Annotated in this window: 10 protein-coding genes; all 10 read right to left on the reverse strand. The window is 33.3% G+C overall.

The genetic code is table 11. The features are described from left to right. Position 1 precedes the first annotated feature (1 nt). Positions 2-1,420: a GspE/PulE family protein gene (locus Q0820_RS11875; protein WP_298487856.1), complete on the reverse strand. Its 1,419-nt coding sequence runs from the start codon at positions 1,418-1,420 to the stop codon at positions 2-4. Positions 1,421-1,904: 484 nt separating this feature from the next. Beyond that, positions 1,905-2,348, reverse strand: coding sequence for a type II secretion system protein (locus Q0820_RS11880; protein ID WP_298487857.1), 444 nt, complete (start codon positions 2,346-2,348; stop codon positions 1,905-1,907). Between the two features lie 9 nt (positions 2,349-2,357). Then, positions 2,358-3,488: a type II secretion system F family protein gene (locus tag Q0820_RS11885; protein ID WP_298487858.1), complete on the reverse strand. Its 1,131-nt coding sequence runs from the start codon at positions 3,486-3,488 to the stop codon at positions 2,358-2,360. Next, positions 3,478-3,891 carry a hypothetical protein gene (locus Q0820_RS11890; RefSeq protein WP_298487859.1) on the reverse strand — a complete coding sequence of 138 codons (414 nt, stop codon included), beginning with the start codon at positions 3,889-3,891 and terminating at the stop codon, positions 3,478-3,480. The genes Q0820_RS11885 and Q0820_RS11890 overlap by 11 nt, the downstream gene beginning before the upstream one ends. 76 nt (positions 3,892-3,967) lie before the next feature. Further along, positions 3,968-4,312 carry a hypothetical protein gene (locus Q0820_RS11895; protein ID WP_298487860.1) on the reverse strand — a complete coding sequence of 115 codons (345 nt, stop codon included), beginning with the start codon at positions 4,310-4,312 and terminating at the stop codon, positions 3,968-3,970. Beyond that, on the reverse strand, positions 4,290-5,507 hold the full coding sequence (locus Q0820_RS11900; protein WP_298487861.1) for a hypothetical protein: 1,218 nt from the start codon (positions 5,505-5,507) through the stop codon (positions 4,290-4,292). The genes Q0820_RS11895 and Q0820_RS11900 overlap by 23 nt, the downstream gene beginning before the upstream one ends. Continuing rightward, positions 5,504-6,508 (reverse strand): hypothetical protein, encoded by a 1,005-nt coding sequence (locus Q0820_RS11905; RefSeq protein ID WP_298487862.1) that lies wholly within the window; start codon positions 6,506-6,508, stop codon positions 5,504-5,506. Before Q0820_RS11905 ends, Q0820_RS11900 begins: the two co-directional genes overlap by 4 nt. Positions 6,509-6,568: 60 nt before the next feature. Continuing rightward, the gene (locus Q0820_RS11910; RefSeq protein ID WP_298487863.1) at positions 6,569-8,020 is read right to left on the reverse strand and encodes a hypothetical protein; all 1,452 of its coding nucleotides are present in this window, start codon (positions 8,018-8,020) and stop codon (positions 6,569-6,571) included. Positions 8,021-8,233: 213 nt separating this feature from the next. Beyond that, positions 8,234-11,224: a Calx-beta domain-containing protein gene (locus Q0820_RS11915; protein ID WP_298487864.1), complete on the reverse strand. Its 2,991-nt coding sequence runs from the start codon at positions 11,222-11,224 to the stop codon at positions 8,234-8,236. A gap of 682 nt (positions 11,225-11,906) precedes the next feature. Further along, positions 11,907-22,670, reverse strand: a complete 10,764-nt coding sequence (locus tag Q0820_RS11920) for a hypothetical protein (RefSeq protein WP_298487865.1) — start codon at positions 22,668-22,670, stop codon at positions 11,907-11,909. Positions 22,671-22,678: the final 8 nt, after the last annotated feature.

Below are 22,678 nucleotides of genomic sequence, written 5' to 3' on the forward strand. Positions count from 1 at the left end.
TTTAAGCATTTATTAAAAGGGAATAAATTTCCTCTAATGAGGTCTCTCCCTCTTCAAACAAATCAAAAGCCTTTTCTGCAAGACTTTGATATTTATAATTAATTTTTTCTTTTAAATTCTTTGAATGCTCCTTAATTGTGGATACAATTTCATTCTTTATAGGTATTACTTCATAAATGGCTCTACGTCCCTTATAGCCAGTAAAATAACATTCTGGACATCCTTTGGGTTGGTAATATGACGCAATTGGCCTTGGAGGCACATATCCTATTGGAAATTCCTTAGGGTCAAACAAAACCTGTTCTTTACAAGAATCACAAAGTTTTCTAAGTAATCTTTGCGCTACGGATACATTTAAAGTTTCTGCAATATAAAAAGCAGGTACTCCCATATCTACTAATCTAGATATGGTTCCTATTGCTGAATTTGTATGTATTGTAGATAATACTAAATGTCCCGTTAGAGAAGCCCTTATAGCCATTTTAGCCGTTTCCGCATCCCGTATTTCCCCAAGCATAATAACATCTGGATCTTGCCTTAAAAAAGATCGCAATGCACTTGTGAAAGTTAACCCAATATCTTCCTTTAATTGTACTTGATTAACACCCTTTAATGTATACTCAATTGGATCTTCAACCGTAACAATATTTCGCTTATTGTCATTTAGAGATTTCAAAGTAGCATACAAGGTTGTTGTTTTCCCAGAACCCGTTGGGCCACTTATTAAAACAATGCCATTAGATTTTTTAACAGCTTCTAAATAAATAGCAAGTTGCTCTTCTTCCAAACCAACCTCGTCAAGATTAAGATGCGAGGTATCTTTACCCAATAAACGCATCACAACTTTTTCACCATGCAATGTTGGTAATATAGAAACCCTTATATCAAAATCTTCGTAATTAATTCTTCCATCTTGTGGTAGTCTCTTTTCAGTAATATCAAGTTTAGAATCAATCTTAATCTTATTTATTAACTCTAAATAATTTTCTTTCGGAATAATATACTTTTCAATTAGTAAACCATCTATTCTATATCGAACTCTTGCCTCTTCTTCATAAACTTCAAAATGTATATCACTACTTCCTATTGATTTTGCTTCAAAAATTACATTTTCTAAAAAACCATTGTCTGGAGAAAATGTAGTTTTTTCATTCCCTTCGGTCCTTTTATCCTCTTTTCGATAATATTCATACAACGCTTTATTTAAAAGTTTTTCATCTACTTTAAATAATACTATCTCCTTACCCAAATATAATTCTAGTTCTTCTTTCGTTGTTTCTATTAATTGATTTTCATCAATATAAAACTCAATTAAACCACTAGTTTTACTTTTAGGGATTATCTTAAAATGATAGGCCAATTCAGCATTTATAATTTGCTGTAATTCTACTGGAATTTCTATGTTGGTTAGTGCTTTCAAATTAATTATAGTAATAAAAAGTTATTCTTAGCAAAAAAATTTATACCCATTATACCAATAATGAATATCGATAGGTAACCAGCAAATGGAATTGTTTTCTCGATTGGATAAATGGATTTAATTATAACATAAAAAATCAAAGAAAAAACCGTACCCATAATAAAGAAAACAATGTAATTTCTAAATGAAAAAAGCGGTGCTAATGCTATTAAAAAAAGGACATCTCCCCAACCAATTAAAGTGTCGAAAGGATTTATCCATGCTCTTTTTTTTAATGAATAATAAAAAGTGATTACCAAAAAGTTCGTTATTAAAAAGAGTATCGTTAATCCTACTTGCCAATACTCTATATACTCCCATTTTAAAAATATATTTAAAATCAAAGTTATTATAGGAAGTAGCACATGTATCCTTCTCATTTTAAGATCTTGATATACTACTAATAGTAAAGTTGTGACTAGTATTATATATAGCGCTATTTCCATTAATCCTTTACGGTCTCTATTAGTAATTTATTTTGATCTATTTCCCAAGTATTAAAATTTCCATCTCCATCAAAATCAGAAAGAGAAATTGCTCTGGCTTTAAAAGAATTAGCAGACGCTTCTGTAACTTCTATTCTATACACTGCTTGTCCTCCTTCATTTATGGTAGCAGCTTGTTCAAAGCCTAAAGCTTCAAAATCATTGGTATATTTAGAATATCTATAAAAATGACTTTTTTCCAAGCCATACAAATGATTCAACATACTTTGTGCTTCTATAGCCTTAGCTTGTGAAATTACTGAAGTTTGATTGGGTAAAACCAATAAAATTAGAATACCGATAATACAAAGAACAATCAGCAATTCCGACATGGAATATGCTTTTAGCATTGCCTTCTTACTGAACACTTTCTTACTCCATTTTTTTGCTTTCATAAATGCCATATAACTATTTTATTTTTGTATAATTTTACTTAAATCGAACATTGGGGAATACATTGCTATCAATACAACTCCTACTATTAACCCTATAATTACTATAATAAGCGGCTCCATAACTACCCCTATCATTTTCGTTTGGTGCTGTGTTTCTTCATCATATTGTTGCGCCAATCTTTCAAACATTTCATCTAACTTATTTATCTGTTCTGCTACCTTTACCATAGACACAAGTTTAAAATCGTAAATAGTATGTTTGGATAAGGCTTCCGAAAAAAGAACTCCTTTACTTATATCTTTTTGTACTTGTTTTAAGCTAGATTCTAACGGATAAAATGATATCATTTTCTGCACCAAATCTAAGGATGTTATTAATGGAGTCTTTGCACTGAGTAACAAACTAAGTGACTGACAAAACCTTGTGATATATATTTTTTTTATAAGCTTCCCTATAAAAGGAGTTTTAAGTAAAACCCAAGCTTGTTTTATTTTATAATTTTCTTTATTTCTTAATACGTAATGAGCACCTATTAAAATTGCAAAAAAGCCTAAAAAGCCATAAGTAATCGCTGAAAAATTTTCTGAAAGAAAAATAACTTTCTTCGTTAACTCTGGCAGCTCTTTGCCAAATTGCCTAAAAACGGTTGCAAACATTGGAACTACAAAACGTAACATAAAATACAAAACACCAAATGTTAGAACCAAAACAAAAGCAGGATATGTAAGTACTGAAATTATCTGCCTTTTCATTTTAACTTTTCTATCGAAATACTGACTTAATTCTGCTAGCACTTCCCCTAACTTTCTTGTTTCTTCTCCTATTTTTACACTAAAATATTCGTAAGCTGTAAATTTTCCTGAATCTTTAAGTGCCTCATATAATGACCTTCCAAGAACAACTGCCCTTGTAATATCTCCTATAAGTTCTTGATGTACTTTTTTCTTCTGCCCCTCTTTTAATATTTCTAAAGCCTGCCTAAAATCTACACCAGATATTAATAGCGTTGCAAACTCCTTATAAAACTCAACACGATTCTTATCTGAGAAGCCTTTGTTAAGCTCTATTTTTAAAAACCCAGAATTTGGCTCTTTCTTTTGAACAGCTTCCCTTTCCTTAATCTTATATGACGAAATATTAATACCCATTAAGATATAAGTTGTTTATATAATTTGCATTTGTATCATTCTTCTCTTCAAATAGCGTAATCTCTTCTCCTAACACACGGGTCGTTAAAAACAAAGCCTTTTTCCTTTTATTCTCCTCCGTAATCGTTTCCTCTATTTTCATCCGTACAAAAGATAAATTAAAAGTGTCTTTCATACCATTATCTGTATCTCTAATAATCTTATTTTTATACATTTTATATGTGTATGTTTCTTCTCTAAACACCAGCTTAAATGTATTATTATTACTCTCCTCCATGGTACTTGCAAACAACACATCTTTACATAATACTTGCCTAAATTGATTATAAATCATTAGTCCTTGTTGGTCTCTATTATGCCCAAGTAATTGTTTATTTATATGTTCATATATAGTATACATCATGCTAATTATTATAGAACTAATAACCAAGCCTACTAACAACTCTTGCATTGTAAAGGCCTTTAATTTATATGTTTTTTTAGTTTGCAATTATATATTCATATTTATTTTGTTTGCCACCAGATTTTACGGTGAATTTTATTTTAAACAAATCTTTATCCACCGATAATTCTTCTACTTCCTTACTAATTACAAAAGAAGGGTATGAATAATCTTCGCTTACAAATTCATTGGTATTCTTAGTTTTCCATAAAAGTTCTTTAACCTTTTGTTCTGCTATATACATTTGTAAGTTTTTATCTGTATGTAACACTCGTACATATACTACCATTACTATAGACAAGCAAACCGCAATAATTACCATTGCAATTATTGATTCGGCAATAGAGCTTGCTTTAAGCTTATAACATTTTAACAACCCCATACTTTTCTATTAATTCCTTTTCTTTAGAAAACGAACAGCCTAAAAAATCTTTCGACAAAGACTTTTGGTCAATCTGACCATCCTCTATATAATTCTCATAAGTAGACGCTTCTGTCTTTAAATAAAATTTATCTGTATAAACACTTCCTATTATACTTCCTTTTAAATCTGTATTGCCATCGCAATACAAACTGCCGATTATCTGAGCGTTTTTTGCTACCGAAATTAAACTCGGTGCTTTACTACTTGATTTTGCAACCACAACACTGCCTAAAAATTTACTATCTTCATTAAAGAGTACCTCCCTATTGTTTAAATGAGTACCATCCATATAAATACCTGATGGGTATTTTAATACCACATCCTCTTCTAATTCCACTTTTTCATTACTAAAAACCTGTACTGTTCCTGTAAATCCTTTTTCAAAAACAACAATCGGAGCCATTATTACAACATCTTCTAATTTGTTGCTTCTGGTGATAAAAAGTGAATCTTTGGCGCTTATAACTACATTCCCTAAAATAATTTTATTTGTAATAGTAGGTGTACTTACAGTAATTTGCAGAGACCTATCTGTAAAGCTTTGATTTATAATTTCACCCTTCTTTATTTCTTCAAGAGTTCTCTTTGTAACCCCAACCGTATCTGGTAAAGAAAAAGCACCAGTGATTATTGGCAATTTATTACCAGATCGTAATTTATTCCCCTCTAAAAAAGTAAATGAACTAAAAGATTGAGAAGTAATATATCCTTTTTTAATCCCCTTTTTAGGAAGATATGCGTCTCCTTTTATTTTTGCTTTACCAACCATTTGCACTGGCTTATCATTGTCCACAAGGTAAAGTGCTGGTGGGTTACTATACTTTTTCCCTAATAACGCATGCCTTACAATGGTATCCCTTTTAAAAACAGAGCGTACTTTTAGAACTTTATAAAAACCCCAATTGGTAATACTGCCTTCTGTTATAATTCCATTTTCAAAAAAATCTACTTTTTCAGGTGTTGTCCCTAAACGGTTTACCTTGTTCAGAAAATATTGAATACCTGAAGTATTTGTATTAAGCAGTTCGGATTGTGTTTGCAATATAATTCCATGCATCTTAGAATAGTGGCTGGTGAGCATAAATGCAGCGCAGCAGACACCTACCAAAACACAAATTATTATTGCATAATAAAGCGATCCTGCCTTAATCATTCCTTTGCTTCTGTTTGTTCTTTATTTTTCTTTTTAAAAAGCCTTTGAAAAAAATTAGGTTCCTTCTTTCCTTTATTTATTTTTTTCTTCTTAGTTACCTCTTTCTTTTGCTTTTTTCTTTCCTTTTTAATCTTAAAAGACTTGTTTGTTTGTTTTACATTATTCGGAGAAATTTTTTGTTTTGCTCCATTCTCTTTCTTGTTTTTTTTCTTAAAAATTCGCTGAAAAAAATTAGGCTTCTCCTCTGCCTCAATTTTCTTTCCTTTATTATTTACTTGATTCTCTTCTTTTGGTTTCTTTTTAAAGATTCGTTTAAATACATTCTTCTCTCTATTCTCTTTCTTTGGTCTAACAACCCCTTGCTCTATACGTTGTCTTTTAGACATAAAAATGCGCTTAAAAAAAGGTCTCTCCCTTAATGAATCTGTAATAGTTGTATCTGTAATTATCTTTGTTCCTTTAACAAAATACATGGTATCTCCTTGTATTGGATATATCCATGTTCCCGTTTTGTATCCATTTTTATAGGCACCGCTACTCTTAATACTCCCCAAGCTATCGCGAGTAATATACTTGCCAGAGAGTCTCCCTTTTTTCCATTTCGATACCTGAGCTACCATCCCATTTTTATGCCAAGAAGTCCAGTGCCCACGTTTTATTCCATTACTAAAATCTCCTTTCTCTGCTAATTGATTAGAGTAATAATGTTTTATATAAGGCCCATCCAAAAGTTCTCCTGCATAATTATTTTGAGAAGCATATATTTCTTGCGATTTATACCAATGATATAAACGTTTCCCTTTTGGTTTTGGTGTTTTATCTGTAACAAAAAAATCTTCTTTAAACTCTCTATCGCTTATAATTTTTCTATCGGTAGGCACCTCCAAAGAAGACTTACAGCTTAATAAATTAAGGAATATAAAAAAGCCTAACCCCAGAGGTATAGATAGCATTCTTCTGAAATAATTATATAATAAATAAACCTTGTATTTAAATTCCATTACTCCTTTTAATTTTTTAATCTGAATATTTTTAAACCAAACTATTAGTATCGAAAATCATTAAAACATGAATTTTTCGAAAAACAATTTTTTCTCTTCCTTATAACTTCGCAAAACATTAACCCCTTCCTCTGTGTTATAGGCATTAAGTAAAGAAGAACCCTCTTCATTTAATTTAGTTACATACGCTTCAAAAATTGGATTGTATAGTACTGAAAACAGAGAAATTCTATCTATAATTAAATTTTTAAGTTTCTCTTCCTTGATTATAAATTGAGCGTACAAACCGTTGTATTTTTTGCTTGAGTTATAAAACGTATAGCCTTTAAATTTTTTAGTTTTAAAAAGCTCTCCGTTCTCTTTATTAAACAAATAAAAATCACAATAATTCTTTCCTTTTCTTGAAAAAACAGAAGAACCAATATAATTGGAAGAAACATCGAATGTTAAAAATCTATTGAAGCTATTTATATATGCAAACTCCGTATCCTCTAGTTGGTATGTTTTTTTCCATACCTCATTTCCTTTAAGGTCATATTTCCCTATTAAAAGTTTGGATTGTCCTTTTTTAGGATTTATACCTGTGTATATGTAAAAGTTCTCTGCGTATTTATCATAAGCTATTGCTCCTTTAGAATCCTCCGTTGGTAGTTGATATGGAACTATCGTTCTATGATCAAAAGGGTTCGATGTTGCATTATTTAAAGGCCTATATCCATTAAAAGAACCATTTCCATAATTTAGGATTGCAAATTTATCTCCTTTATCTTCTAAGGTTAGAGGGATACTACATAGATTCGTAATCTTACCATTATACGAATACGTTGCATTAACATAGGTGCGTTTATAATCTTCTGTATCCTTAAGATAGGATAGGATAAAACCTTGTTCATTATAATGCAATAGTTTAGGTCCTAGTCTATTAAAATTTACATCTTTAGGCTGTTCTAATAATGTATACTCTGTTGCTAAAGTTTTTAAATTTTTCTTTAAAAGATAAATTTCTATTTCTTTAAATTTACCTTTCTTGTAATGCTCTTTTCCTTCCTTTCTTCCTATAGAGATAAAATTAGAATCTGTTAAAAATTCAACATCTACTACATCATTCCGCTGTCCTCTATCATTTACATAATATGAGTCAAAAAGTTCTCCATTAAGGTTTTCATCATTAAATTTTGTTCTTTTCTCATTAATTAGAGCATATCCTTTTTTTTCTTCTAGAATTAAATTACTTCCAGAATAAGAAGTGAAGTCAATATCGTAGGCTGTAAATTTCTCCGTATCTGTATATTCTCTTAGTACATTTAAATTGGAATCCCACAGGCTATATCTTGTCTTAACAGGTACTTTTCCTTTGCTATTTTCTAGAATATAGAAATTACCAGATACAGTACTACCAGAATCTTCTATTATAGCATCTTTTGCTATAGGTATTTCTTTGGTTATTTCTTGCGATGTTACTATATAGCTATGTAATAAACATAACAAAGACACAAAGAATAGTCTTTTCATTGGTTAGGCTAGTTGGTTAATGTTTGCATTTTACCTATTTTATGTACAAAAATAAGTAATCTTATATCTTTTTGTAAGCATCGAAAATACGACATTTAGCGTAATAATTTTATACAAATACTTCTATTTGTTGTTTGTAAGTCTAATACAAAATGGCATAACAAAACTTCTCTTTCTAAAACTTAAATTTTTAGATAGTAATACTAGTAAAATCTATTTTCTAATTAATTGCTTTACCGTATAAATACCATTTATTGCAATTTGAATGGTATAAATCCCATGAGCTAAAGTTTTTGAAATAGTAACTTTAGAGACTCCATTATCTGGTATTTCTGCATGAATGCGCCTACCTGCAGTATCAAAAATTTCTATGGTTACGTTATTATTTGCTACAACCCCAAAATCTATTACAAAATCTCCGCTTGTAGGATTAGGATATACGCTTTGTATGATCTCTACCTCTGGTTCTGGATTCTCTACTATTTCGTCGTTATCCTGAATAAGTAGCGTTGCTGCTGTATTTTGATCTATATCTATATATTCCGAAGTACTTTCTACTTTAAGCATTACTTCTTCTCCTCCTATTTCTACTATAGTATCCTCTATAATGGTAATAGGCACTTCTATTTGCGTTGTATTTTTAGGTATTGTAATTTCTGTTACAGAAGACATATAATCTTCCCCAATAGTTGCTGTTCCAGAAAATAATAGATTTAACACTACATCTTCTTCTACAGGACTAGTTAGAGTTATAGTGAACACAGCTTGCTCATTTGCTTCGCTTACATTTTCTGGGGCAGAAATTTGTACTATAGAAGCGGTAGAAGAATCATTATCTAAAATTTGTACGGAAGCAGAATCTGTAGCTCCAATAACAACATCATTAGTAGATTTTTCTAAATTAATAGTTACCTGCTCTACTTCTATTTCTATTTCACTATCTTCAATGGCATTAATAAAAACCTCAACACTAGTGGTATTCCCCGGAATTACTGCTGTTCTAGGTATAGAAACATAATCTATACCTTCTTCCGCATTACCAAGAACTGTATAATTAATGGTTGTTTCTTCTGGAATAGCTTGGGACAAACGAATAGTAAAAATACCTTCTTGGCCAGATTCACTTGCAGATTGCGAGGCCACTATAGTTGCTTCCACAACTTCATTATCCGTAATTGTAATAGTGGCTGTAGATGCTGTGCCTATTTCTACGGCATTGGTTGTGCTATCTAAACGTAACTCTACATTTTCTCCTCCCCATTCTAAAATGGCATCGTCTATAACGGATACGGATACAATAACTTCCGTTTGTCCACTTGGAATAGTAATTGTAGGATTAATAGTGGTATAATCTACTCCGTTTACAGCCTCTCCAGTAAATATACTATTTAAGATTGTTTCTTCTGGGATGGCTTCTGATAAACTAATAGTAAATACACCTTCTTGACCAGCCTCACTAGCAATTGTCTCTGTTGCAACTATGGTAGCTTGTACTTTCTCATTATCTGCTATTAGCATGGTTGCAATAGCATTTGCTCCCAACACTACTTCATTAGTAGCACTTTCTAACGTTAGGGTTAGGCTTTCTCCTCCCCATTCTAAAATAGTATCCTCTAAAATAGTAATTGGTAAGACGGCCTCTGTTTCTCCATTTTCTATGGTTATGGTATTACTAATAGTAGTATAATCTACTCCATTGGTAGCCGTGCCTGAAACACTATAATTAAGCACTGTATCTTCTGTTACCGCTTCTGAGAGTGTAAATGTAAACTGCCCATTTGTACTGCCTTCCGCAGCACCAGTACTTGTAGCAATAGAAACTTCTACTTCTGTAGTTGTTGTACCATCCTCTTTAAAAATAAATGCCGCTCCCAATCTAGATATTGTATTGGCATCATCGGAATGGTCCATAGCACTAACAATTAAGTTTTCGCCATCATAAGCGGCATCATTGCCAAAATCATCTCCAATACTTACTGTAGAACCTCTAATTCTTTGCTTTTCTTCCCAAAAACCCGAAGTTCCAATTTTATAAATATAGGAAGCACCACCAGAGAGAAAAGAATTAGTAGCATCGTCATAAAACGTTACTTGCGGTGCGCCAACTATAAGGGTATTATTTTTTAAATGTACATCATCTCCAAAAAAAGCATTGTTTTTTGGTATTTCTGCATTTAATACTTGAAATTCTTCCCAATCGTCCTGGTTTTCTTTTTTCTTATATATATAAACTACACCAGCATCTTGTAAAAAATTACCCATAGGATCTTCTACAGCTTCTTGTTTTGCACCTACCATTATATAATCCTCATTTATAGTAACGGACTCTCCGTATAAAACTTCTGGTGCTATATTAGAAGGAATTATTTTTTTTATCTCTAGCCAGCTACCATCTGCTTGTCTTTTAAAAATATAAACGGCACCTACCCTGTCTATTTCATACCCAGTATTATCAATAAAACTTTTCTTAGGGCAACCTATAACTGCATAATCTCCGAGAAAATGAATAGCTCTACCAAAATTATCAAAAGACTTTGGTTCTGAATAATTTATATCGGCTGTGCGTTCCCATTGCCCTGTACCATTCAGCTCAAAAACATAAGCCCCTCCTGTATCTCTATAACTATCTCTTTGGTTAAATTCATTGGTATACGCTATCGTTTTTTGTGTAGCACCAATAATTGCTCTGTTACCATCTAAATGTATTGGAAAACCAAAACCTGCATTGGGTGCAGGAACATCTAGTTTTTGAACTTCTGTCCATACGCCAGCATCGTTACGCCAAAATACATATACAGATCCATTGTTTGTATTGGGGTTGGTGCCGCTTACACCTTCATCTTCATTAGGCGCACCAATTAATGCATACCTGCCACTTATTGCTGTGGTTGTACCAAAACTATCATTTAAACTCCTATCTGAGGCCACTATTTTTTGAGAAACACTCCAGTTGCCTGTAGCATCTCTTTTCATAAAATAAGCAGCACCAGCACTTTGCAAAAAATTTAAACCATTTACATCGGTATCATTTCTGTAGGCTCCTGCTATGGCATAATCCCCATCTATACCAACGGTATTACCAAACCTATTGGTTTTGGTACCATCTGGTGCTAGTATTCTCGTAACTTCTTGAAAATTTTGTGCAGATGCAAGACTGTGAAAAAAAAACAGCCCTAGGGTATAAACTAAAACTTTTAAATGCATGGCTATGGTTAATGGTTTATTCTAAACGAAAACATAGTATTTATAGTATAAAATATGTACGTATTGTCCTCTAATTTAATTAGCAACTACCTACTTATTATCCTTGCCTTAGGATTCTCTTTTTTATTTATTTTTAAAATATACTCCCATAGCTATTAATACATACCCCAAACAAAAACTTTTATTTACTACCCTCTATTGTTTTCTTACTCTATACGGTACGAGCGTGAAGCTCGCACTAGCTAAGCCTTTTTGTTATTTTTTACTCGCGCCAGCGGGGACATTACAATTCCCTTGCCGTCTAATTTTGCACTCATTGATTACTAAAAAACTATATTATCAAAAAAAGTGGTATATGTTATAGATGATTTCTAAAAATAAGTATACAAATCAATAATACTGGAATGAAAAGCCATTTTAAGAGTAAAATATATCTTTTAATTAAAATTTCTCTTTTAGAATTTGTTCCGTTAAATATCTTTATTTTCTTTTCAATATTTAAAAAAAAATAATCAAGAAACAAAACTCTTAAATTTCTAACAAATGTTTTAAAATCAGTCCCCGATTCTAACCTATTATCATTGAAATCAAAGTTCCTTCTAATTGAAAAATTTATAAAAAACCTTGAAAAAAGATAAATAATAATAAAAGTAAATACAAAATTAAAAAACATAACACTAATTTATGGATTATCATCATAAACCTTGACCTTTCTACTAGAATTTTCGTTTATAATTGGCTTATTAATACTATCAATGAAACCATCTATATCAATATTCATATCTAATTTTAGATTATGAAAAACATCCATTCCATTTTTAAATTTCGCTGGTCCTTTTTTAGATAAATCAAAAAACTCAATTCCTAAATCTAAATTCTTGTCTGATCCTACAAATTCAAGTGTTGAAGTATTAAATGTTGTTTCACCTGAACCAGATAAAGAAAATATTGAATAACTTCCCGAAATCTCTCCATTTACCTTAAGTAAACTACTATTTAATTCTAATTCAACAGATCCAGAACCTGCATAAATACCTTTAGAATATTTTAATTCACCTTTCCCACTAAACCCATCGAAAACATGTAATGAATTTTGATTAATACCTTCAAATTCTCCTTTCTCATAATAAGCTCTAAATGCATCTAATCCATTTAATTCAAGTATTTTAAAAGTTCCCGAAGCTTTAAGTCCTTTATCAAATTGGTATCCCATAAACCTAATATAATCAGCCTCACCAACTCCTGCCTCAAGAGTATAAGTTAAATCCATAGTTGTATTGTCATATAACGCTCTTAAATGATACTTCCCTAAGGATTCCAAATCTGCTGATAAAGATTTTGGAGGCATTGGATCAAATTGTATCCATTTACCTTTCTCTGGATTCCAAAACCTATTCCTTTCATTAGTTTCATTATCAAAATCAGAATATACCCACCAACCTTGTACCAATGCAAGATGCCCACCTCTTTTATAAAAATCACCATAACTTTTATAACCATCACTTGTACTCCATTGATACTTTGGATTTTGAGGTTCTTTCCCTTCCAATTCAATCATGTCAATTACTCTATTTCCACTAAATGAATAAGACGAATAATAAGGATATTTTCCTATTAAAGGGTCAACTGCAAAAAACCTACCAATCCTTGGGTCATGCATTCTATACTTATAGTTTAATGAATTCCCTTCCCCTTTCAGTTCAGAATCCTTCTCTTGACCTTGAAAACCATACCTGTACTCCTGAGAATCAAAGTTACGATTTGGTTGCAACATACCGAAAGGATAATAGTTATTATAACTTACCACATTGGCACTTAGGGCATTGTCTGTAGTATTTAAATTTTTACGATCACTAACTACTACACGTACATTACCCAAATGATCTTTAAGCTCGTAATACTTTTTACCTATAGTACGGTATACCACCCCATTATTCTCTGCTGCCGTAACCCCATTAATAGTATACGGTTGGTAGGGTTGAAAACCGGTAGCTCCATTATCTGAAACTGGTAAATTAGCTAATGCAGTAGTATTGGTTGCTATTAGGTTGTATTCTGCTCCTTGGTTTTTACCTTGGGCAAAATAATAAAAATTATCATTTTTATTTGCCCTTAAGTCTCCTAAGTCCGTTGCTAATACTTGCCCATCGGAAGCGCGTTTTACCGCTACCGTTTCTGTAGTGGTACTTACCTCATGCGTACGCTGTGTATAGTACAACTCCGTGCCTGTATTTAAGACAGAGCCCTTGCCTATATTACCACCCAAGGCTACTTCTTTAGCATTTTCTTCTATAGGCAACCATTCTTGATTGAATGGCCAAGTGCGTATTTCCGCTTGTCCTAGACCTGTCCATTGCGTAGCTAAATCTGTATAGTTATACATATTTAGGCTTTTACCGTCTAAAGAAATTTGTAGTTCTCCGTTTCCTTTGGTATCGTAACTATCAAAAGCAGGAATTACCACTCCTTCTTCTGTTATTGTTCCTGTTTCTGTTATTACAAAACGAACAACAGTAGCCTGTGGAGGAGTTTTTATTGTACCATCTACATCTACTACCGCACCACTATGGGTTGTTGCATAAATATATGCTTGCTTGTTTTTACGGTCATCTACTACTGCCATATGACGGCCATAGTTACCAAAGCTTCTGCTCTCTACACTTGCCACTTCTAGGCTACCAGAAGCGGTACTTAAGGTTGCGGTATGTAAGCCACCAACAACATCTTTATAAAATAATAGATACTCATTATCTCTTGCTGGGTTTTTAACTACCACACTTTTTGCCAAGGCATCTATGGCCTCTGCCGTATCCGCATTTATTAGTTGCAAGCCTGGTATTATATTCCCATTGGTATCATAAATTAACAATACACCTTCTTCTACACCACCATTGAAATAACTAGAAGCTACCACACCATACCCCACTGGAGTTTCTTGTACATCTTCTATTAAAAAGATATTATTATCGGTGTCTATTGGGGTGCTATTGCCATCTTGTATTATGGTACTGTTATACAATAGATCTACAAAAGCACCATCTACAGCTGCGGAAGCAATATTTGTTCCTGGTACAAAAACAGAATTACCATCTACATCAAACAACTCCTGATCACTATTCTGTGCTACCATTACTGTACTAAATGCTACTTGGTTAATGGCTTCCTTAAATTCTAAAGCTACGCTATTGTAAGCTTCTTCATTTTCAAAGTTATAGGTAGTACTAAACAATTCTTCTTCCTTAGTATCTTGCCCAATACGATCGCTACCATACATTGGGCGTTCTGTAATTTTAAATACCGCTTTATAACTCTGGCTTGCTATATTCGCAGGATCTAATTTTACATCTTCTCTCTTATAAATACCCATAACATTCCCCTGCGCGTCTAAACTATAATAGGTCGTTTCTACTGCTTCTGGGTTATGTACTTGCGGCCCATTACCGCCAGCATCATACGGCATACGGTTTACCATTTTTGCAATACGATTGCCTAAACCATTATACGTAAACTTCATGTATACTTTTTGCGTATCCGCGTTGCCAGTATTATCTGGAACAATCTCGGAAACTTTCCCTGAAGTATTCCATATATATGTAAGTCCTTCGCTATTATCCCTAGATAATTGCCCTATAGCATCGTACATATAATTACCATCGTTTTGGTTTGGTAAATCATTAATTTCTGCACTCACCTGCCCAACCGCATCATTTACATGCGTTAATTTGTTAGATAAGTTAGGGTTCGTTAGATCATAATTATAAGCTAAATCGTCCATTAACTGCCCATCGTCCTTATAACGTTTTAACGTTTCTAAATTACCATTACCATCATAGGTATAATTGGTACGGAAAGCATCTGCATTGCCATTTATAGCTGCATAGGATTGGCTTGCTTCATTAAAAGCCTTGGTAGTTGCCTCTTTTATACGGTTTAGCTGATCGTATCTATACGCATTCCCTGTTAGGTAACTGGTAACATTCTTTTCCTTTGCCTCGGCAGCAGTTTGCGATGTCCAAGTGCTAATGTTTCCATTATATAAATTTTGCGAAACACCACTTACTTGGTTTTCTAATACAAATGGGTTTGCCGCTGTTAAACGAGTATCAAAAACTCCATCTCTTGTAAAGTCTCCTTCATAGTACCCCAATGCCATACCAAACTCATCTTTGGCATGTTTTGTATTTGGATCCCCCTGTACATTTAAGCCGTCTGGATTATAAGCACTTTGTACTAAATCTGGCGTATTTATACCTTTTAACCAACCATGAATGGTATAGGTAAAATCTAGCCCCTGTACACGATCTTCTCCTATTTCTGTTCTAGCTAATGGACCATGTAAATAATAATCGTAACGCGCATCTTCATCCCAAAGATACCCATCTTTGGATGTTTTTACAGATACAATACGGTTATCTTCATCATAAGAATATGCATGATGATATTCATCTTGTCTGTCTTTATTATAAACTACACTATTTACATTACCCGATATTAAATCGTACTTATAAGCAACCGTTGTTTGCCCTATTCCTGGTAAATCTTGAATAATCCACTCTACATTACCATGCGGATCATAGCTATAATACGTTTTTGTTTCTTGTCCGTTTTTATCTAAATTATAAATTTGGCTAACTCTATTTCTTAAATAACGCTGTTCCTCCTCTTGGTAGGTAACTAAAGCCTTCTCATTAAAAGTAGTCTGTATATATTCTGCTTTTTCTGTTAAAGGAATTGCTTTTGCTATAGCTTCATTTGCTTGATCATTAATTAAGAAATCCGTAGGGAATACTTTTCCGTTTAAAGTGGCTTCCCCCGCTTCTATAATTCGTCCTAAATCATCATAAATACTGTAAGAATATGCAGCATCTGCAATCTGGCGTTCGTTTTGAGAATATAGTAATTGACCAATATCATTATACAAGAAATTAGTTGTACCCCCATCTGGCGTATTTTGCTTTCCTAATTGTGCTATACTATTATAATCATAGCCCGTAACATAGGTATGGCTTGTTGGGATACGTGAGGAAACTAAATTAACCCCTTCTGGAGGGACTGTACGTGTTAAATTTCCTGCCCTATCATAATAATACAAGGTATAATGGTATACATCGCTAACACCATTTGTATATTCTAATTGTACCGCATCTTGTAAACTTTCTATATCGTTCGCAAGTTTTTGCACGCTAGATTGTGCTACTTCTTGTGCTTCTGCAATACAACGGTCTACTTGGGATGTAAGTGCTAACTTAAAGTTAGAAGGCCCAATTGGATCTATTGTAAAAGTATTTTGATCTATCTCTTGATTTTCTTTTATAGCCTTTGTTTTCCAGGATAAACATATATTATATTTTCTTGGTACTTCGGGCTGGGTAACCGCTGTAACTAAACTTTCAGTAGTACAGCCATTAGCATCTTTAACCACTACTTTATAGTCTCCTGCGGTTATACCAGGGTAGGTAGAAGTACCGCCTTCTGGAACTGTTTCTTGGTATACTAATGATTCCCCTGTTTGTACCACATCATTAACATCTGTAGTACTAATCACCTCATACCAAGTAAAAGTATACGGTGCCACACCAGAAGAATAGCCAGCTGCGGATAGTCCGCCATTACCACCAGCAATAGCTTCACAAGCCGTTTGTACATCTTCTATAAAAGGGACATCTAAAGGTGCTGGGTCTGTCAATGTAAAGGTCAATGGAATGCCGTTAGGGCATCCGTTTTCATCTGTAACCATTACTTGGTAGTTACCTGCTGGTAATCCTGTTGCTTTATATCCCGTAGAAATAATATCTGCACCGCCACTTTGAGACCAAGCATAGGTAAAACTTCCTGTACCTCCATTTATAATTACCTCTGCACTACCAGATTCTTCTCCTGCACAAAGTGGATCTTTAGTTTCTAATGCTGCTTTAAAATTAGCACGCGAAATAATATTAAAATTTAAAACCTCTTCACATAGTGTAATATCATCCGAATACCCGTTAACACTAGCTGGTTTCACCGTTATTTTATAAGTACCAACACCTATACCTTCAAAAGTAATTTCATTGGTTATATCATTAAATACTTGCGGTGTTCCTTCATATGCTCCATCAGCATCTACCGTACCAATTAATAGTTGGTAATTAGGAACTGTAAAAGAAGAACAAGTAGGGATATTGTCATTTATACTAACCACAATATCTCTAGTATCGTTAGCAAAACAAAGTTCGTAAAAGTTTGGATCGCCATTATCGTTGGCAATTGCTGCGGATACTTCATACGTATCAATTACAAATGGTCTCGTATAAACACAACCGTTTGTTGCTGTGAGTTCTAAAGTATATCTAGCATTATCAGAGACATTTGCTAATGCATGTGTCTGGTTATCTGGAAAAGTTCCCGTAAAGTTCAGTGCAGCTGTTCCTGTTTGGTTCTCTATAACTACTGCGCTATAATTAGTGCCATTTAAACTACTATGTAAATTTGCTGTATTAAAGCTCATATCTACATTACCAGAAGCTACGCCACATGGAAGCAGACTTGTACAGAAATTAGTAATTGGATTGGCTATTAGAGGAATATTTAAAGTTCTCTCGAAAGTACATCCATAATTATCCCTAAAACTTATACGGAAAGGCCCTTGCGGTAAATTCTCAACCGTTATTAGCTCTCCACTGCTTACTTGTTGGCCAATAGTTACTACTCCTGTAGGAGATGCAGATACAATTTCGAAAGGTTGTTGCTCGGTGTAACCCGAATTATTCTCTCCTATAATTTGAACTGTAGCTTTACCATCTGCTTGACTAGAACATGTAATACCTTCTATTAAGGTCATAGTTAAAGCAGCTCCAGGATAAACATCTACATCTATATTAGCACTACCAGTACAACTACCGCTATTATTTCCGTTTGGCGCTACACTTACAGATAGTTGAGAAGAGTTGGTAATATTAAAAGTAAACTGATTATTATTTATAGATGTTGGAGCAATATTCCAATTAAAAGCATATGTTGAATAGTCTGTAACTCCTTCCAAAGCAACAGAAAGAACAATTGGAGATCCCTCACAAACTGGTAAACTAGTAATCGGTGTTATAGTTACAGATGGCAATGTAATTTGATTAGAAATATCTGTATCTTGAGCCGAAGTTACTTCTAAATCACATGCTTGAGAATCTTGAATACAAGTAGCTTCTCCATTTTGGATTACATCTACCTTATACTCTAATTCCGTTAAACTAAAATTAGTTAAAGTTGTTAGTATTTTAAAGCTCTGGTTTAGGTTGGTATTAATATCATCAATATCCCATGTTAATACATTACCTGTCTGTACTGGGGCATCAAAACCAGTAACGACTCCGCCATAAGAAACACCAGCAGGAAGTGTAACTTTAAGTTCTTGTTGTGCTACATTTGGAACCGCTCCATTATTTAATAGAGTAATTTCTACTTCATTTTGGTTGTTACATACCACAAAATCACTTGCTTGAATATCGACTGTTAAATCTGGTAAAATAACTCCTTTAATAGGCAAAGATCTATTAAACACCAAATTAACACTATCACCACAATTGGTTGTACCATCCAAATCAAAACGAATTGGAATACCAGGATCCATATTACAATCTGCAACAAAGTTGATATTAAAGATAATTTCGTTTTTACCTAATAAACGAGAACCAGGAATAGTATTATCTCCTGCTACAATACCAGGCACAGCAGCAGTAACTAATAAATCCGTTACTAACTCTGACACCTTAATTATTACTTCATTAGATGAAGTACTATTATCAACAATAAAATTTGTCTGATTAACTAAACCTGTTTGGCCATCATACTGGTATTGAATATTTGCTATATCTTCTAAACCAATTCCTTGAGGAAGCTGTATTGTTAAATCCGTATCGTAAACATTAGCAAATTTTGAACTTACCACCTTAATCTCAAAAGGCATAGCTTCACATAAGTCTACTTCATCTTCCAGACGATTAACTTCCCAACTTAAATCTCCCGTTTTGTAACGAAGTGTAACCTCTTGCTCATCTAAACGGTATTGACAAGAAAGTACTCCAAAATCCTTAAGAGAACTAATTCCATTTAAAGATACTTGATCCAAACCTTCTAATGGGTATTCTCCACAACTCCAACTAGTTAAAAGTTCAATGTTTTGAGTTTGATCATTTACGCATTCAATATATGCTACTCTAGGATATATAGTTTTACACGATTGAGCTGATATATTTTCAGTTTTAACTAACATCCCTCTAGCAGAACCTACATCTTGTCCTCCATAAAATATAACTTCTAACTCTACCCCATTTTCGTCTGTGGCACCCAATAATTTTGTTCTTGTATCATCTTGTTTTAATTCCAATGCTGTCCAAGCTCCTGTCATCTGAGATCCAAAACCACCTGTTGCTTCATTACAAATTACAACTGGCCAACTAACTGTACGTTCAAATCCTTCTTGTGTAGTATTAACGCCAACTGTAAACGGTATTTCAACATAAAATCTTCTTGCAGCAGTATTTTGGATTGTTTGAGGAATTGTACCTTCTAAAGGGTCTATATATGTAAGAGTAAAGTTTGTTGTTATACTCGTACCTCTAGAGGGTATTTGATAATTAGCATCACATATAGGATCATAAGCTACCCTTGTTAGAAAGAATGTAGATCCCAATTTACCTGCAATTTGATCGGCAGCTATATGGTTTTCATACGTAAACTCAATTTCTGGCGTAGACGAATCATCATTCCTTGTAGGAACTCTTTTTAAATTTATAGCACCTTCAGGTGTAGTGTTAGTACCTGTATTAGAAAATGGATAACCTTCTCTAATACTATAGTTTGATGGAGGCTCTACTTTATAGGTGCCAAAAATTAAAAGAGGTCTATATTCATTTGGAAAATCGTCGGATCCTGTAGCAGAATCCATTCTAAAATAACCATTATCGGTAATTCCAGTACATGTGATATCTCTAGTAATATCATATACCTCTAATTCAGGTATTAAAATAGAAAAATCAGTGGGTTGAGAAGTAGTACAACCATAATCTCCATTCGTTTTTACTCCATAAAACTTAGCTCTAAAAACATCGAGCTGAAAAGCTCCACTATTAAGCGAAGTAGCCGATTTAGAGGGGAATTGTAATTCTAATCCTGTTACCGTAATCTGTTGCTCAACACTATTAGTAATATTAACTCCTGTTACAGTATAAAGATATGTTATTCTTTCCCCTGCAACTGTAATTTGAGGGTTACTTAAAGTATATGAGCTACCTCCAACTGAAATAGAACCATTTGTTTGATGATTTAACAGACCGGCATCATCTTCATTCACTCTATTATAAGCGAACTCAAAAAATAACGTATTATATGTTTCAATAACGGTCCCTTGAAGTACTCTACCTTCTGCTTCAACTATGACTTTATCTAAAGGGTAAGCCTTATTTAACTCTATTCCAGACGAAGTTGAAGAAATTCTAGGAGCACTTGATAATTCATTATTTGTATAATATGAACTTGAGGATGGATCAACGTAACCAAAAGTATTCCTATCCACATTAAAAGAATCCGTAACAAAATCGCAACTACCTCCACCTCCACCACCTGGACAGTCATAATCTGTAAAAATAGATTTTGTTAGACTGGCTATTGAAATAGGCTCCAATGAACTATAATCACTACAGGCATCTAAATACATATCCCATTTAATGTCAGCAATTTCTGGAGCAGCAACATCTGGGCATGCAACAACAATATCTAATTCATAACTCCCCGAATTACCTCCTCCAAAAACCCTATAGGTGTTTCCGCTTTGTGAAACAGTTAAGGAAACAGATGGATTTTGAGACCATCGAGCTCCTACAACACTAAAACCTAATGGTAATACAAAATCTGAATAATAACCCCCAAAAATTAAACCATTTACAGGTCGCGCATTCATTGCTGTACGATTAACACTAAATTCAAATATAGCAGTTTCTCCAGTTGATATCTCTGAAGGAAAAGTTCCACTTGGTTCACTAAGTACTGCTGAAGAGTAATATAAATGCCCCATAGAAGTAGAATAACTAGATGGATTACAATCAGTATTTGAATAATAACCATACGGTCTTAACAGCCATTTTGTATTGACATCAAATAAAGTAGCATTCCAACTGGTAGAGAATGTAACTCGTAGGACAATACTATTACCTGCTGGTAAATCATCATAATAACCATCCTTATCAACATCCTCAAGTCCAACACCAATACCATCAGGATCTGTAGTTAGCAACGAACTATCTTTTAAATTAGCGCGATAAGCAGTTCCCGGATCAGCGTCTGGAAAACTAATTCCGCCTATAGTATAAGTTGTTCCATAACCATAAGTTTCTATAATAAAAACATCCAAAGCATTCCCTGAATTTGAAACTGAAGAAGAACTCACATTGTTCTTTAATTTAAATTCATAAATTCCAACATCTGAACACAGATTTCCAGAGTCAACCACTACTGCTTCATTAAATGATATTGACGGGGAGCTACTAACATATGAAACATACGCAATAGAAGTAGCTTCTAAATCACCTACATTACAAAATGTAGCATCACATCCCCAATTAGCTGTATAATTCGTCTCTAAAGCTGACTCACAGGTTCCAAAAAGCAAAGAAACTTTATCTTCAAAAACAAAAAGTTCATCTTGATCAAAATAGGAATCGTTATTTCCTATTCCTGTAAAGTCCGTAAAAACATAAGTATACCTATCCAAATTAGAATTTGAAGGAGATACACCATTGGATGTTGGAGTTATAACTTGTCCTCCAAGCGAAATTTCACTGAACGAGATTCTATTATCTATATCTACATAAAATGTATATTCAGAAAGTTTTCCTAAACCAGAGTTACGGACTTCTATTTCTCTTGTAAAAACAGTACCATCCGTATCTTTCTCAAGTACCCCTGTAAATTGATTTACATCCTCATCTTTTACCTTAACCTCTAATTCTGCAAAACGGACATTAAACGATTCTGAGTTTCCAGTAAAACTTTGAGACGGCCCATTATTTAAACTGTAACTAATAGTATTTGAAGCGGAAACTTCGAACTCCGTTTCATCATCAATGGTACCATTAAACTCTTCTAACCATTCACAAGTACCCTTAATAGTGTAGCTAAAAACATACGTTTCATTTGGGTTTATCGCAGGGATTTCAAAAAAAGGGAAATCACTAGATCCTGTATTAGGTAAGACTAATGAGGATTCTACAGAAATACCAATAGGTAAGTCTGATTTATATATAATATTTGTTGCAATTACAGGAGACAAATTAGTTACAGTTACCGTTACAGTTTCTGCATCTCCACATAAATTTAATGCATTGGAAACACTTGTTGTAACCGATACATTAGTATCCGATTGCGCTTTGACAAACAGAGAAAATAATAAGAATACTAGGATATAATAATTTCGCATTTCCAATA

This window comes from uncultured Maribacter sp., assembly GCF_947495965.1.
Taxonomy (GTDB): Bacteria; Bacteroidota; Bacteroidia; order Flavobacteriales; family Flavobacteriaceae; genus Maribacter_B.